The sequence below is a fragment of the Novosphingobium sp. BL-S-33 genome (genome assembly GCF_056857025.1).
Genome location: NZ_CM166474.1, coordinates 2,251,219 through 2,264,969, shown reverse-complemented (window position 1 = coordinate 2,264,969; position 13,751 = coordinate 2,251,219). Strand labels below are relative to the sequence as shown.

The 13,751-nt window shown below is 65.0% G+C and carries 14 protein-coding genes; 5 read left to right on the top strand and 9 right to left on the bottom strand.

Annotation, left to right across the window (positions count from 1 at the left end):
• Positions 1 to 6 precede the first annotated feature (6 nt).
• Both cofD and cofE read right to left on the bottom strand, forming a co-directional pair.
• Positions 7 to 951: a 2-phospho-L-lactate transferase gene (gene cofD / locus AC1VVM_RS10560; protein WP_482955022.1), complete on the bottom strand. Its 945-nt coding sequence runs from the start codon at positions 949 to 951 to the stop codon at positions 7 to 9.
• Entirely contained in the window at positions 948 to 1,682 is a 735-nt protein-coding gene (gene cofE / locus AC1VVM_RS10555; RefSeq protein ID WP_482903900.1) for a coenzyme F420-0:L-glutamate ligase, read from the bottom strand. Before cofE ends, cofD begins: the two co-directional genes overlap by 4 nt.
• 132 nt (positions 1,683 to 1,814) lie before the next feature.
• Between cofE and npdG the strand changes: the two genes are divergently transcribed.
• The 4 genes from npdG to AC1VVM_RS10535 are packed head-to-tail and all read left to right on the top strand — an operon-like array spanning position 1,815 to position 4,912.
• Positions 1,815 to 2,465, top strand: a complete 651-nt coding sequence (gene npdG / locus AC1VVM_RS10550) for an NADPH-dependent F420 reductase (protein ID WP_482903899.1) — start codon at positions 1,815 to 1,817, stop codon at positions 2,463 to 2,465.
• Positions 2,462 to 3,106 carry a 2-phospho-L-lactate guanylyltransferase gene (cofC, locus tag AC1VVM_RS10545; protein ID WP_482903898.1) on the top strand — a complete coding sequence of 215 codons (645 nt, stop codon included), beginning with the start codon at positions 2,462 to 2,464 and terminating at the stop codon, positions 3,104 to 3,106. Before npdG ends, cofC begins: the two co-directional genes overlap by 4 nt.
• 14 nt (positions 3,107 to 3,120) lie before the next feature.
• Entirely contained in the window at positions 3,121 to 3,978 is an 858-nt protein-coding gene (locus tag AC1VVM_RS10540; protein WP_243652336.1) for an SDR family NAD(P)-dependent oxidoreductase, read from the top strand.
• Between the two features lie 13 nt (positions 3,979 to 3,991).
• A complete protein-coding gene (locus AC1VVM_RS10535) occupies positions 3,992 to 4,912 on the top strand; it encodes an LLM class F420-dependent oxidoreductase (RefSeq protein ID WP_482955021.1) in 921 nt (306 codons plus the stop codon).
• Positions 4,913 to 5,136: 224 nt separating this feature from the next.
• On the opposite strand, the gene thiE is transcribed toward AC1VVM_RS10535, so the two are convergent.
• A complete protein-coding gene (thiE, locus tag AC1VVM_RS10530) occupies positions 5,137 to 5,775 on the bottom strand; it encodes a thiamine phosphate synthase (RefSeq protein WP_482903896.1) in 639 nt (212 codons plus the stop codon).
• Between the two features lie 27 nt (positions 5,776 to 5,802).
• Positions 5,803 to 6,351 carry a hypothetical protein gene (locus AC1VVM_RS10525; RefSeq protein WP_482903895.1) on the bottom strand — a complete coding sequence of 183 codons (549 nt, stop codon included), beginning with the start codon at positions 6,349 to 6,351 and terminating at the stop codon, positions 5,803 to 5,805.
• 101 nt (positions 6,352 to 6,452) lie between these two features.
• Between AC1VVM_RS10525 and AC1VVM_RS10520 the strand changes: the two genes are divergently transcribed.
• On the top strand, positions 6,453 to 7,013 hold the full coding sequence (locus tag AC1VVM_RS10520; RefSeq protein WP_482955020.1) for a hypothetical protein: 561 nt from the start codon (positions 6,453 to 6,455) through the stop codon (positions 7,011 to 7,013).
• Positions 7,014 to 7,073: 60 nt separating this feature from the next.
• On the opposite strand, the gene AC1VVM_RS10515 is transcribed toward AC1VVM_RS10520, so the two are convergent.
• From AC1VVM_RS10515 to tkt, 5 genes are all read right to left on the bottom strand, one after another.
• Positions 7,074 to 7,997 carry a fructose bisphosphate aldolase gene (locus AC1VVM_RS10515; RefSeq protein WP_482955019.1) on the bottom strand — a complete coding sequence of 308 codons (924 nt, stop codon included), beginning with the start codon at positions 7,995 to 7,997 and terminating at the stop codon, positions 7,074 to 7,076.
• Positions 7,998 to 8,085: 88 nt separating this feature from the next.
• A complete protein-coding gene (locus AC1VVM_RS10510) occupies positions 8,086 to 9,195 on the bottom strand; it encodes an acyltransferase family protein (RefSeq protein ID WP_482955018.1) in 1,110 nt (369 codons plus the stop codon).
• Between the two features lie 22 nt (positions 9,196 to 9,217).
• Complete coding sequence (locus AC1VVM_RS10505; protein ID WP_482955017.1) at positions 9,218 to 10,417, bottom strand: phosphoglycerate kinase; 1,200 nt, start codon at positions 10,415 to 10,417, stop codon at positions 9,218 to 9,220.
• 269 nt (positions 10,418 to 10,686) lie between these two features.
• Positions 10,687 to 11,694, bottom strand: coding sequence for a type I glyceraldehyde-3-phosphate dehydrogenase (gap, locus tag AC1VVM_RS10500; RefSeq protein ID WP_132385081.1), 1,008 nt, complete (start codon positions 11,692 to 11,694; stop codon positions 10,687 to 10,689).
• Between the two features lie 16 nt (positions 11,695 to 11,710).
• Entirely contained in the window at positions 11,711 to 13,699 is a 1,989-nt protein-coding gene (tkt, locus tag AC1VVM_RS10495) for a transketolase (RefSeq protein ID WP_482955016.1), read from the bottom strand.
• Positions 13,700 to 13,751 lie beyond the last annotated feature (52 nt).

The following is a 13,751-nucleotide window of genomic DNA, read 5'->3' as shown; positions in this document are numbered from 1 at the left end:
CACCCTTCAGATGCCTGCGAGGGCAAGCACCTCCTTCGCGAGCCTTTCCCTGTCGGCGGCTTCGCGCATCATTGTCGTCGTCACGGTGACGCTGAGGCCCCGTGCCTGCAAGCCAAAGACATCGGCCTCATCGGCATGGTCGATCAAGAGGTGATCGAGAAGATCGCTGTAGTGATGCGCGATGGCCGCATTGCTCACCGCCTGGCCACGCTCGGCCAGCATCTTGGCCAGCGGACCCTTCACCGAGGTTCCGCCGACAATCGGAGAGACCGCGATCAGCTGCACCTGCCGCTCCGCCAAGGCCGCACGCACGCCGTCGACGGCGAGGATCGGATCGACACTGAGGAACGGGTTGGATGGGCAGACGACCACGGCGGCAAGGTCGTCCCGCTCCAGTGCGGCGGAAAGACCCGGTGATGGTTTTGCGCCCGGTGTGCCCTCGAACCGCACATCCGACACGGCGGGGCCGCATTGCTCGCCCACGAACCAGCGCTGGAACGGCGTCCATCCCGCTTCGGTCAAGACTTCCGTGCGCACCGGATCGTCGCTCATCGGCACGACGGCATGAACGATCCCGAGTTCGCGCGTCAGCCGCGCCGTCACTTCAGAAAGCGTCTCACCTGCCCGCAGCCGCCATGACCGCGCGATGTGCATCGCCATGTCGCGGTCGCCGAGGTTGAACCACCCCTCCTCGCCCAGCGCACGGAGCATGGCCATGGTCTGCCACGTCTCGTCCTTCACACCCCAACCGCGCTGCGTGTCATTGAGCCCGGCAAGCGCGTAAGTGACGGAATCTATGTCTGGACAGACAGTTAAACCAAGATGCTCGAAATCATCGGCGGTATTGACGACGATCGTGAGATCCTCCCGTGCCATGACCGCAGCAAGCCCCGCCGCCAGCTTCGCCCCGCCCACGCCGCCCGAAAGCGCAAGGATGTGCTTTCTGCTCATCGGAACATGTCCTGCTCCATCGGTCTCAATCCGCCGATTGCACCGGGCCCGTCTTCCTCGGTCACCCAGCGCTCGCAGCCGCGCACCAGCGCGACCGGAGTGCCCTCCGCGCCCTCGCCCATCGCCAGTGCCGCCATCGCCGCAACCGAGTCCGCAATCCCGATCACCGTGGCCTGAAGCGTCCGGCCATAAAGGTCCTGCGCGCGCCCACGGCGATCCTCCAGCACCGTCAGCCCCGCGCAGCCGATGGCCGTGCCGAGCGTGCCGATCCGCCATGCCCGCCCCATCGAATCCGCGATCACCACGCCGATCCGGACTTGAGACCTTTTCTGAAGTTCGGCCCGCAGCCCCCGCGCCGAAGCATCGGGATCGACTGGCCAGAGCAGCACGCGCCCTTCCTCGCCCCCCTCGACATTCGAGGCATCGATCCCGGCATTGGCGAGCACGTGCCCGGTGCGATGCACCGCAATCACCGCGGCCGGCGTGCAGCGCAGGATCTCGGCACTCTCGTCGAGGATCGCCTGCATCATCGGCGCATCGCGCCCGGTTGCGCGGGCGAGTTCATGTGCTTTCTCAGAAGCCTCGAACGCGGCAAGATCGCGCGTGCGCCCTTCCACCTTGGAGACGATCTTCTGCGCCACCACGCAGATATCGCCGTCGCGGAACCGGTCGCCCTCAGCCTCAAGGCTCGCGCATATCGCTTGCGCTATCGACATATCCGTAGCGAACATGGGCAATCCGGCCAGCGGTCGTACGGTCAATTCTGGATTTCGCTTCATCGGCCCTCCCGAACCCCGTGTCTAAAGCCGCCGCGCCGTAAACGACAATGATGACAAACAAGAATTCGCGGGAGAGATAATCTGATGGCAGCGATCGCGGTGATCGGCGGAACCGGTGCGCTTGGCAAAGGTATCGCTCGCAGGCTCGTCGGAGCCGGGCATGAGGTGACGATCGGGTCGCGCACTGCGGACAAGGCGCGGGCGACGGCAGAGGAACTGGGCGCAGCGGGCTCTGCCGAAAATGGCGAGGCCGCGAAAGGCAAGGACGTGGTGATCGTGACCGTCCCCCATGCCTCGCAGGGCGATACGCTTCGCCAGATCGCGGGCGTGATCGGCTCTGCCGTGGTCGTGGACACCACCGTGCCGCTCGTGCCGCCCAAAGTCATGCGCGTGCAGCTTCCTGCCGAGGGCAGCGCCGCCATGCAGGCCCGCGAACATCTGGGGCCGGACGCGCGGCTCGTCACGGCGTTTCACAACGTCTCGGCCCACCATCTCGACAGCGACCATGCCATCGACTGCGACGTGCTGGTCTTCTCGGACGACGTCGAGGCGCGCCAAACGGTAGTTGATCTCTGCCCGGGCATGGGCCTGCGCGGGCTCTCCGGCGGGGCGCTCGCCAATTCGGCGGCGGCCGAGGCGCTGACCTCGATCCTCATCTACATGAACAAGACCTACAAGGCGGACGGGGCCGGGATACGGTTCACCAACCTCACGGCAGCCCCCCAGGTACCGTGAGCTGCTGGGCGCTCATCCCGATCAAGGCGCCGGGACTGGGCAAGACACGACTGGCGCCGGCGCTCGACCCGGACGAGCGCGAGGCCCTGGTGGAAGCCATGTTCCGCCACGTGCTGGACGTGACGCGATCCTCTCGAAGGATCAAGCGCGTCTGCGTGCTTGGTCCGCCGCGCGCGAACCTTGGCAGCGGGATCTTGCGCATCGACGATGTCGGGCCGGACCTCAACGGCGCGATATCCTCGGCATTGGCTGCGATCACGGCGGCGGGTCCGGACCGCATCGTGATCGTCCCGGCCGATCTCCCGGGCCTGACCACCGAGGACCTCGACCGGCTGGCCACCCTGCCCGACAACACGATGGGCATCGCCCCGGATCGCCATCGCACCGGCACCAATGCCCTCTCGCTGCCCTTGCCCGCAGGGGCATGGTTTCCTTTCGCGTTCGGTGAGAACAGCTACCCAAATCATTGTAATGAAGCTGTAAATCGAAGCCTTACCGTGGAGACGATCCTCTCCTGCGGACTGGAGAAAGATATAGACGACCCTCTGGATCTCGCTGATGCTGTCCGCCTGTTGAGACGCGTGTTCATAGCCGGAACCAACCGCAGACCGCGCGCACAAGGCCGAATACGGCCGGCATGATGGGGAGAACGGGTGTGGATGGCTCTGTCATCGACCTAACGGGAAAAGTCGCGTTCATCACCGGCGGCGGCGGCGGGATCGGGCGTTCCATCGCCCTTTGCCTCGCCGACATGGGCGCGGACATCGCGATACTGGAAGTGATTCCCGAACGCTGCGAGCAAGTCGCCGAAATGGTCGAGGCGCGGGGACGCAAGGCGCTCTGCATCGCCGGTAATGCGATGGACGTGGACGTCGTGCAAAACGCGGTGACCGAGGCTGCCCGCCATTTCGGCAGACTGGACGTGCTGGCGAACAACGCCGGCGGCGTGACACGGCGGCCTTTCGTCGACCTTGTCGAGAAGAACTGGCGCCGCCATATCGACCTCAATCTGGTCTCCAACCTCGCCGCCACGCAGGCTGCCGTGCCGATCATGATCGAAAGCGGCAGGGGCGGCTCGATCATCAACGTCACCAGCATCGAAGCCTCGCGCGCGGCGCCGGGCTATGCGGTCTATGCGGCCTGCAAGGCGGGGATCAACAACCTCACCCGCACGCTCGCGGTCGAACTTGCCCATCACCGCATCCGCGTGAACGCCATCGCGCCCGACTATACGGTGACGCCCGGTACGCGCGGCCAGTTTGCCGGCGCGGTGGATCCCAGCCTCTGGTACCAGCCCACCCCCGCGCAGGAGGAGGCGATCCGCCGCCGCATCCCGCTCGGCCGCGCCGGTGTGGACGAGGAATGCGGCCGCGTTGCCCTGTTCCTCGCCTCCGAAATGTCGAGCTACGTCACCGGGACGATCATCCCCGTCGACGGCGGCACCTGGGCCTCGGGCGGCTGGATCCGCAACGACCGCGAAGACTGGGTGCTGCCGCCCGAAGCCACCAATTGAAAGACCGCAAGCCATGACTTTCACGCTCAGCACCAGCCTGCCGTTCGACCGGATCGACAAGCCGGAGGAATACGGCACCATGGAAGCCGTGCACGAGATCGCGCGCACCGTGGAAAAGGCGGGCTTCTACGCCGGTACCGTCACCGATCACCCGGCGCCGTCTTCGCGCTGGCTGGACGCGGGTGGGCACTATGCGCAGGACCCGTTCGTGATGCTCTCGCTGATCGGCGCGGTGACGACGAAGCTGCGGCTTCAGACCAACATCCTCGTCCTGCCCTATCGCAATCCCTTCGTGGTGGCGCGCAGCGTGTCCTCGCTCGACCACTTCACCAATGGCCGCGTGATCCTTGGCCTTGGCGCGGGGTATCTGAAGGCGGAATACAAGGCGCTCGGCGTCGATTTCGACAACCGCAACGATCTCATGGACGAGTATATCACCGCCATGAAGCTAGCCTGGACCGGCGAGGATTTCACGTTCGAGGGCACCGGCTACACCGCGCTCGGCAATCGCATGCTGCCCACGCCTGCGCAAAAGCCGAACCCGCCGCTGCTGGTCGGCGGCAACTCCAAGCGCGCGCTGCGCCGCGCCGCCGAGATGGGCGATGCCTGGCATCCGTTCTTCGTGCCCAAGTCCGTGACCGACACCGCGCGCACCGCCAATCTCGAAGGTGACGACGATATCAGCGAAGCGATCGCCTACATGCGCGCCCATGCCGAGAAGATCGGCCGCGCCGAGCCGCCGAAGGTCATCGCTTCGTCCACGTACTCGATCAAGCAGGGCTGGAGCGCTCAGGAAGCGCTGGACCATTTCGCGCATCTGAAGTCGCTCGGCATCGATGCGGCCGGGGCGACGGTCTATGCCGATACGCGCGCGGAATATTGCGACCTCGCACTGAAGTTTGGCGAGGAAGTGATTGCGAAGATTGATTTTTGATGGAGCAGTTCAAGGCATTGGACGAGCGTTGCCGTCCGGTGCCCTGAACCACAAATCCTGAACCATAAATCTCGTCGCCCCCGCGAAGGCGGGGGCCCCGCTTCTTTGGGCGCTCGAAGAACAAGCGGGGTCCCCGCCTTCGCGGGGACGACGGAGTTTTTAGGGGTAGCCGAGCGGGTTATCGCCCGCTCTACCGCAGGCCGATAGCGCGGTCGAAGTTCGCCTCAGCCCATCGCCCCGGTCATGGCCTCGTGGAAGGCCTTCACCGCCGCAACTTCGTCACCGTTCCAGACCGCACCCGACACGGCAAGGAAGTCGGCACCGGCCTTGACCAGCGGCGCGCAATTCTCGGGCGTGATGCCGCCGATGGCCACGCAGGGAATCTCGAAGATCGCCTGCCACCATTCGAGCAGGTCCACGCCTGCCATGTGCTTCACGTCCTTGGTGGTAGTCGGGAAATATGCGCCAAAGGCCACATAGTCCGCACCCGCCTCGCCCGCGTCCATGGCAAGGTGGCGGCTGTTGTTGCAGGTCACGCCGATCTGCGCATCGCGGCCGAGGGCATTGCGCGCTTCCTCAACGGTGCCGTCTTCCTGACCCAGGTGCACGCCATCCGCGCCAAGGCGCTTGGCGAGAGCGGTCGAGTCGTTGACGATGAAGGCCGTCCCACGCTCGGCACAGATCTTCTGGAGCGGCTCGGCCAGACGCGCGGCCTCATGCTGGTCCACGCCCTTCACCCGGAACTGGAACGCCGCGACCGGCGCGGCATCAAGCGCGCGGGCCAGGCGATCGGGGAAAGCGCCAGTCACGTCGAGCGGCGAAATCAGGTAAAGCTGCGTCGGTTCGCGTTCGTTCTCATCCATGAGCGCGCACCTAGCCTTTTGACGGCCTCAGGAAAAGAGTTCGTCGTCGAACAAGGCGTCGGCATGCTCGCGTTCGAGGCTTCGCACCACGCGCAGCACCGCCAGCAGGATCGTCATGTGCACGAGCGCGTAGAGCGCCGGAAAGCCCAGCGAGCGGTCCAGCACTCCTGCGGAGGCAATGGCGTAGAGGTCTCCAACGATGGCGAAAGCCTGAAAACCCACCATGAGCCGCAAGTTCACCCGGTTCGCGCGCCAGACGATCAGGCATGCCAGCGCACAGCCCAGCGCCAGTTCCAGCACGATCCGCGAACCGAGCGCCCCCGTTATCGCCGCGTCGATCACTTGCCAGGTGTCCAGCGCCGCCAGCAGGACAACGGCCATCCGAAGCGGCTCCAGCAGCGACGGACGATAGTTTTGTAGGATCAGATAGACCGCACCGCCGACGAAGACCGCAGGCAGCATCAGGATCAGCAGATCGTGCAGAAGCAATACAGCCCCGATCCGCAGGCCGATCGCGGCCGCGAATCCCAGCACGGCAAGTGCCGAAGACCACTTGTTGCGGTCCGGACTTATCATTGAACACGTTCAGGCATTGGCGGAAAGCCTAATGACCTTTGTTGCACCGCGAAAGACCGAAGTTCGGAACCAAGGCGCTGTTCGTGCGATGTCTCGGAACGATGAGACGACGCGCCTTCTCGCCGGTGGTTTCGCTGGCCCTTTTCGCTGCCGCACTGGCCGGATGCCGAATCATTCCCGAAGGGGCCGGGCCGGAGAGCGCCGGTGCACCTGCAACGCCGCCGCCCATGACGTCTGCGATACCCGAAGAACGGCAGCCACAGAGGTACCCCGAGCCGCTGCCGGTAGCCACCCCGACGCCCGCCTACGAGCCTGCCGTCAGCCCCGCTCCGCCTTCCCAGCCCTATAGCGGCCCGCCGCTCGCCTATACGCGCATTGGCGAAACGGTCTTCGTGGATGGCCCCAAAGTCACCCCGCTTTCCCTGATCGAGGACAGCCGCTGCGCGCAAGGCACCCAGTGTGTCTGGGCTGGTCGCCTGAAAGTCCGCGTGCGCGTGGATCTCGGCTCCGGCAGCCACAAGCTGGACATGACGATGGGCGAGCCGATCCAGGTTGCCGATGGCAAGCTGTTACTGCTCGACGCATTGCCCGGGCCCACTGCCGGATCCCGCCCCGCGCCGCTGGCCTACCAGTTCGGCTTCCGCTTCATGGGCGGCATCTGACACGAAAAAGGGCGGCGCCCTGCGGCACCGCCCCTTCCCTTAAACGTGACGCCGGAAAGATCAGGCCGCCGTGGCGGCGCCGGTCTTCTCGGTCGAGCCCTTGTAGATGGCGTCGATCGCGTCAGCGAGCGCGGCGTCGAATTCCGCGTCGCTCATCTGCGAGCGCAGGTCTTCCAGCAGCGCGCGGCTGAAGCTGGCGATGATGCCCTTGTTCTTGGCCAGTTCGGCGCAAGCTTCGGGACGCTTGTAACCGCCCGAGAGCGCGACCACGCGCAGCACCTTGGGATGCGACACCAGCGCGTCGAACGTGCCCGGAACCACCGGCAGCGAAAGTTTGAGCATGACCTGCACGCCGTCTTCGAGCGCGTCGAGGTTCTTGAGGATCTCGGCCAGGAGAAGCTTGTCGCACTCCGCACGGGTCTCGCTCTTGATGTTCACTTCAGGCTCGATGATCGGCATCATGCCGTGCGAGAGCACCTGCTTGCCGATCTCGAACTGCTGGCGAACCACGGCGGCGATGCCTTCGGCATTCGCCGAGTTGATCACCGAACGCTCCTTTGTGCCATAGACGCCCAGCGCCTTGGAACGCTCCAGCAGCGCGTCGAGCGTGGGCATCGGCTTCATGAGCTGAACGCCGCCAAACCCGCCAAAACCCTCGTCCTCAAGGCCCTTGTCGATCTTGATGAAAGGCACCACGCCCTTGGCGATCAGCGCCTGCGGGGTGGATACGCCATTCACTTCGCCGTCCATGGTGCGCTCGAACAGGATCGCGCCGATGACCTTGTCGCCGTTGAAAGCGGCCGAGGCGATGATGCGGGCGCGCATCTGGTGGATCAGGCCGAACATTTCCTCTTCGGTCGACCAGGCGCCTTCCTCGATGCCGTAGCCCTTGAGCGCCTTCGGCGTCGAACCGCCGCTCTGGTCGAGCGCGGCGATAAAGCCGTTTCCGCCGGCCATCTTGGCCCTCATATCTGAAAATTGCATGGTTTCTCCTCCTTGAGATGCTCCAACGGACTGGAGCGAAACTGTTTGCCGGGTCCTCCCCCGTGATTTCCGTTCTATCGGCGGAAATTCACGGCAGTGGGTGGACGGCGGGCTTGGACCGGCGGCGCAGCAGGCCGCCCAGAAGCGTACGGGCAGGCACATCGATCCAGCGCACGCAGAGCCAGGCCACCGCGACGCAGGCGCCCAGGAATACGAAGGCCATCAGCACCGCGTTGTAGTGCAGATCGTCCTTGAAATACCGCATGGGCTCGATCAGCGCCCAGTGCACCGCGTAGAGCGCGAAAGAAACTTCGCCCACGAACCAGGCGAGCGGCGCCAGACGGCGCGAAGGCTCGACTCGCGAACCGCACCAGACCAGCAGCGGCGAGACCACCAGCGCGCAAGCGAGATCATACCATACGGTCGAAATGAAACCGGGATTGGCCAACAGCATCACCGTAATGACAATCAGGCAGGCCACGCCCCCCAGTGTCGCCGGGCGGTGCCTCGGCTGCGGCAGGCTGGCGATCAGCATGCCGATGCCGAAGGAATAGAGCGTGCGCGCCAGCGCTACTGCCCATTCCTTCCACATCGCGCCGATATTGCCCGAACCGTTCTCCAGCACCGCCGGCACGAACCACCAGACCGAGAGCAGGCAAACCGCCGCAATGCCAAGCCGCGGCAGGCGGAACAGCAGGACGATCATCGCGAAATTGGCCACGAGTTCGTAGAACAGCGACCAGGCGGGCACGTTGAGCGGAAACAGTGTATGGGTCAGCGGAGACGGCAGCATCAGCGCGTTGAACAGGGTGCTGCCGAAGATCGTCACGAGGCCGAGCGAGGTATCGCCCCCGCTGTGCAGCCGCGCGAGGCCGACACCCGTCGTCAGCACGACGCCGACGAGAAACAGCGGATAGAGCCGGATCAGCCGCTTCAGCATGAACTCGCCCACGCCCATGCCGTCCTGCCAGCGCGGCAGGTAGCTGGTGGCGAGCACGAAGCCCGAGAGCGCGAAGAAGAAGTCTACCGCGACATAGCCGTGCGGGGCCTGCGAAATATTGAAATGGAACAGCGCGACGGCCAGCGCGGCGATCCCGCGCATGCCGTCGAGCGTTACATAGCGGCCATACCATGGCGGGCGTCGCCCTTGCCAGGCCCGGGCCGCTTCGGGAGCGGCAACATGGACCGAACTGTTCATGCGCCGCCGCCCCTACCCGCGATCAGGCCTCAAGGGCCGCTACGCCGGGCAGTTCCTTGCCTTCCATCCATTCGAGGAAAGCACCACCGGCCGTCGAAATGTAAGAGAAATCGCCCGCAACGCCTGCGTGGTGAAGCGCGGCAACGGTGTCACCGCCACCGGCAACCGAAACCAGCGAACCCTCATGGGTAAGCGCTGCGGCGGTCTTCGCCAGCGAGACGGTGGCCGCATCGAACGGCACGGTCTCGAACGCGCCCATCGGGCCGTTCCAGACCAGCGTGCGGCAGGTCTTGAGCACATCGCCCAGCGCCTCGACCGCGCGCGGGCCGACATCGAGGATCATCTCGTCGGCGGCGACTTCGTGGACGTTGCAGGTGCGCAGCGAAGGCGGGTTGGCGGCGAATTCCTTCGAAACCACCACTTCGTAAGGCAGGTGCACGGTGCAACCCGACTTGTCTGCCACGTCGAGGATCTCGTTCGCGGTGCCGGTCAGGTCATGCTCGCAGAGCGACTTGCCCACGTCCACGCCCTTGGCGGCGAGGAAGGTGTTGGCCATGCCGCCGCCGATGATCAGGTGATCGACTTGCGTCACCAGGTGCTTGAGCACGTCCAGCTTGGAGGAAACCTTGGCGCCGCCGACCACGGCCGCGACCGGCTTTTCCGGCTTGCCCAGCGCCTTGTCGAGCGCTTCCAGCTCGGCCTGCATCGAGCGGCCCGCATAGGCCGGCAGCACGCGGGCAAGGCCCTCGGTGCTGGCATGAGCGCGGTGCGCGGCGGAAAACGCATCGTTGACGTAGAAATCGCCGTTCGCGGCGATCGCCTTGACCAGTTCGGGGTCGTTCTTTTCCTCACCCTTCCAGAAGCGGGTGTTTTCGAGGATGGCGATGTCACCGGCGCGCAGGATGCCCACCGCCTGCTTCACCACGTCGCCCGCGATCTCGGGCACGAACATCACTTCCTTGCCGAGCACCTTCTCGACCGCGCCGACCACCATTGACAGCGACATGCTGGGCACGCGCTCGCCCTTGGGGCGGCCGAAGTGGGCGAGCAGGAGAACCTTGGCGCCCTTGGCGGTCAGGTCGAGGATGGTCGGTGCGGCGGCGCGGATGCGGGTATCGTCGGTGACGACGCCATCGTTCATCGGCACGTTGAAGTCGACGCGCACCAGCGCGACCTTGCCGTTCACATCACCAAGGTCGTCCAAAGTCTTGAAAGCGCTCATCTCTCGATCCTCATTTCGTCGCAGCAGGCGTCGCGGCCCGTCCGGCGCCTGTCGCGCGGAGCGAGGGCCGACGCCCGATTGTCCTGTCCTGGTCGGTAGCGCCGGAAGGGAACAGGCGCTGCGCCGTTCCTCCGGTCCGGACGCACCGCGCCGCGAAAGTCCCGTGGACTCCCGCGGCGACGGTCCCCTCGGCAGGCCGCAGTTCCCTATCGGTGCGCCGCCCCTTGGGCCACGCGATGCCGATAGGGTGGCCTGCCGTCATTGGCTCCTCAGAGCAGACCCGCCATCACACCGGCGGTGTCGACCATGCGGTTCGAGAAGCCCCACTCGTTGTCGTACCACGACAGGACGCGGACCAGCTTGCCTTCGAGCACGTGGGTCTCAAGGCTGTCGATGGTCGACGAGTGCGCATCGTGGTTGAAGTCGATCGAAACCAGCGGCTCGGTGGTGTAGGCCAGCACGCCCTTGAGTTCGCCCTCGGCCGCTTCCTTAAGCAGCGCGTTGACTTCATCCTTGGTGGTTTCGCGCTTCGGCACGAAAGTCAGGTCGACGACCGAGACGTTCGGGGTCGGCACGCGGATCGACGAACCGTCGAGCTTGCCCTTCAGGTCCGGAAGAACGAGGCCCACGGCAACGGCAGCGCCGGTGCTGGTGGGGATCATGTTCATCGCGGCGGCGCGGGCGCGGCGCGGATCGCTGTGGATCTGGTCCAGGATCTTCTGGTCGTTGGTGTACGAGTGGATCGTGGTCATCAGACCATGCTCGATGCCGATCTTCTCGTGCAGGACCTTGGCGAACGGTGCCAGGCAGTTCGTGGTGCACGAAGCGTTCGACACGATCACGTGCTCGGCGGTCAGTTCCTTGTGGTTCACGCCGTAAACGACAGTGAGGTCCACACCCTTGGCCGGGGCCGAGACGAGAACGCGCTTGGCGCCCGCGTCGATGTGCTTGCCGGCCGATTCCTTGTTGGTGAAGAAGCCGGTGCATTCCAGCACGATGTCGATGCCCTGCGCGGCGTGCGGCAGGTTCGCCGGGTCACGCTCGGCCGTCACATGAATGCGCTTGCCGTTGATGACGAGGTCGGTGCCGTCAACTTCCACGGTACCTTCGAAAGTACCGTGGACGCTGTCACGCTTGAACAGGAGAGCGTTGGCCTTGGCGTCGGCAAGGTCGTTGATCGAGACCAGCTCGAGGTCATGGTCCGTGCGCTCGAGAATGGCGCGCGCGACATTACGTCCGATACGCCCGAAACCGTTGATCGCAACCTTGGTCGCCATTGGGGTAGTCTCCTGTTTAAACGCTAAGCTTGTTGAGGATCTTCGGAACGATCGCTTCGACAGTGAAGCCGAAGCGAGCGAACAGGTCCTTGGCCGGAGCCGAGGCACCGAAGCGGTCGAGACCGATATTCAGGCCGCCATTGCGGCTCTGTGCGGTGTAGCGTTCCCAGCCCATCGTGACCCCGGCCTCGATCGAGACCTTCAGGATCGAACCGTCGTTGGGCAGGATTTCGTGCTGGTAGGCTTGGTCCTGAGCGGCGAAGAGTTCCATGCACGGCATCGACACGACATCGGTACCGATACCCTGCGATTCAAGTTCCGCACGGACCTTGACGGCAAGTTCGACTTCCGAGCCGGTGGCGACGATGATGACCTTGCGGTCCGCTTCGGCGTGGCGAAGCGTATAGGCGCCGCGTGCCGAAAGCATGTCGCCGGTCTTGCGCAGCTGCGGCAGGTTCTGGCGGGTAAGCGCCAGCACCGAAGGCGTGTCCTGCGATTCCAGAGCGACGTTCCAGCATTCCGCCGTTTCGATCACGTCCGCCGGGCGGAACACGTAGAGGTTCGGGATCATGCGCAACGACATGACATGCTCGACCGGCTGGTGGGTCGGGCCGTCTTCGCCAAGGCCGATCGAATCGTGAGTCAGCACGTAGATCGCGCGGGTCTGCTGCAGCGCCGAGAGACGGATCGCATTGCGGCAGTAGTCCGAGAAGATCAGGAAGGTGCCGCCGTAAGGGATCACGCCGCCGTGCAGCGCCATGCCGTTGAGCGCGGCAGCCATGCCGAATTCACGGATGCCGTAATAGACGTAGCGGCCGCCGTAATTGTCAGGCGTGAACGGCTCCTGGCACTTGGCCTTGGTGTTGTTCGAGCCGGTAAGGTCCGCCGAACCGCCGATCATCTCGGGAAGCGCCGGGGCCAGCACATTCAGCCAGTTTTCCGAAGCCTTGCGGGTGGCGACAGTAGAGTCGCCTTCCAGCCATTCGGCCAGCTTGGCGCGGATCGCGTCGGTTTCCGGCAGTTCGCCGGCCATGCGGCGGGAGAATTCCTCACCCTTGTCCGAGGCGGCAAGGCGGCCGAACCATTCGGCATGGGCAGCGGCGCCCTTTTCACCGAGCGAACGCCAGTCGGCGAGGATTTCCGCCGGGACTTCGAAGGGAGCCGAAGTCCAGCCCAGGTATTCGCGGGCAGCGGCCACTTCGGCATCGCCCAGCGCAGAACCATGAACGTCGTGGCCGCCCTGCTTGTTCGGGGCGCCCTTGCCGATCACGGTCTTGCAGGAAACAAGCGTCGGCTTGTCCGAAGCGGCGGCCTCAGCCAGCGCGCGTTCGATGTCGGCGAAGTCATGGCCGTCGCACTCGAACACGTCCCAGCCCGAAGCGCGGTAGCGCGCCGGGATGTCTTCGCTGGTCGAAAGCGAGGTGTCGCCGTCGATGGTGATCTTGTTGTTGTCCCACAGAACCTTCAGGCGGCCCAGCTTGAGCGTGCCGGCAAGGCCGATGGCTTCGTGGTTGATGCCTTCCATAAGGCAGCCGTCACCGGCGATGACCCAGGTCTTGTGGTCGACGATATCGGTGCCGAAGGTGGCGTTGAGCTGACGCTCCGCCATTGCCATGCCGACTGCCATGGCCACACCCTGGCCCAGCGGACCGGTGGTGCATTCCACGCCTTCGATCAGGAAGTTTTCCGGGTGACCAGCACAGACCGAGCCGAGCTGACGGAAGTTCCGGATGTCGTCCATCGTCGGGCTGGCATAGCCGGTCAGGTGAAGCAGCGAATAGATCAGCATCGAGCCGTGGCCGGCGGACAGCACGAAGCGGTCGCGGTCGGCCCACTTGGGCTGTGCAGGATCGAACTTGAGGAACTTGGAGAACAGGACGGTGGCGACATCGGCCATGCCCATGGGCATGCCGGGGTGGCCGCTGTTGGCCGCCTGGACCGCATCCATGGAAAGCGCCCGGATGGCGTTGGCCATCGGCGCGAGACGGTCGGCTGCAAGGGTCATCGGGTGGCTCCGGTAAACGGAATAAAGGGACGATTCGGCTTGCCGACCCCCT

What these genes read in the sequence shown, in the direction of transcription:
- cofD (WP_482955022.1), bottom strand. Translation starts at nt 951, where the DNA reads ATGAGCAGAAAGCACATCCTTGCGCTTTCGGGCGGCGTGGGCGGGGCG.
- cofE (WP_482903900.1), bottom strand. Translation starts at nt 1,682, where the DNA reads ATGTTCGCTACGGATATGTCGATAGCGCAAGCGATATGCGCGAGCCTT.
- npdG (WP_482903899.1), top strand. Translation starts at nt 1,815, where the DNA reads ATGGCAGCGATCGCGGTGATCGGCGGAACCGGTGCGCTTGGCAAAGGT.
- AC1VVM_RS10535 (WP_482955021.1), top strand. Translation starts at nt 3,992, where the DNA reads ATGACTTTCACGCTCAGCACCAGCCTGCCGTTCGACCGGATCGACAAG.
- thiE (WP_482903896.1), bottom strand. Translation starts at nt 5,775, where the DNA reads ATGGATGAGAACGAACGCGAACCGACGCAGCTTTACCTGATTTCGCCG.
- AC1VVM_RS10525 (WP_482903895.1), bottom strand. Translation starts at nt 6,351, where the DNA reads ATGATAAGTCCGGACCGCAACAAGTGGTCTTCGGCACTTGCCGTGCTG.
- AC1VVM_RS10520 (WP_482955020.1), top strand. Translation starts at nt 6,453, where the DNA reads ATGAGACGACGCGCCTTCTCGCCGGTGGTTTCGCTGGCCCTTTTCGCT.
- AC1VVM_RS10515 (WP_482955019.1), bottom strand. Translation starts at nt 7,997, where the DNA reads ATGCAATTTTCAGATATGAGGGCCAAGATGGCCGGCGGAAACGGCTTT.
- AC1VVM_RS10510 (WP_482955018.1), bottom strand. Translation starts at nt 9,195, where the DNA reads ATGAACAGTTCGGTCCATGTTGCCGCTCCCGAAGCGGCCCGGGCCTGG.
- AC1VVM_RS10505 (WP_482955017.1), bottom strand. Translation starts at nt 10,417, where the DNA reads ATGAGCGCTTTCAAGACTTTGGACGACCTTGGTGATGTGAACGGCAAG.
- gap (WP_132385081.1), bottom strand. Translation starts at nt 11,694, where the DNA reads ATGGCGACCAAGGTTGCGATCAACGGTTTCGGGCGTATCGGACGTAAT.
- tkt (WP_482955016.1), bottom strand. Translation starts at nt 13,699, where the DNA reads ATGACCCTTGCAGCCGACCGTCTCGCGCCGATGGCCAACGCCATCCGG.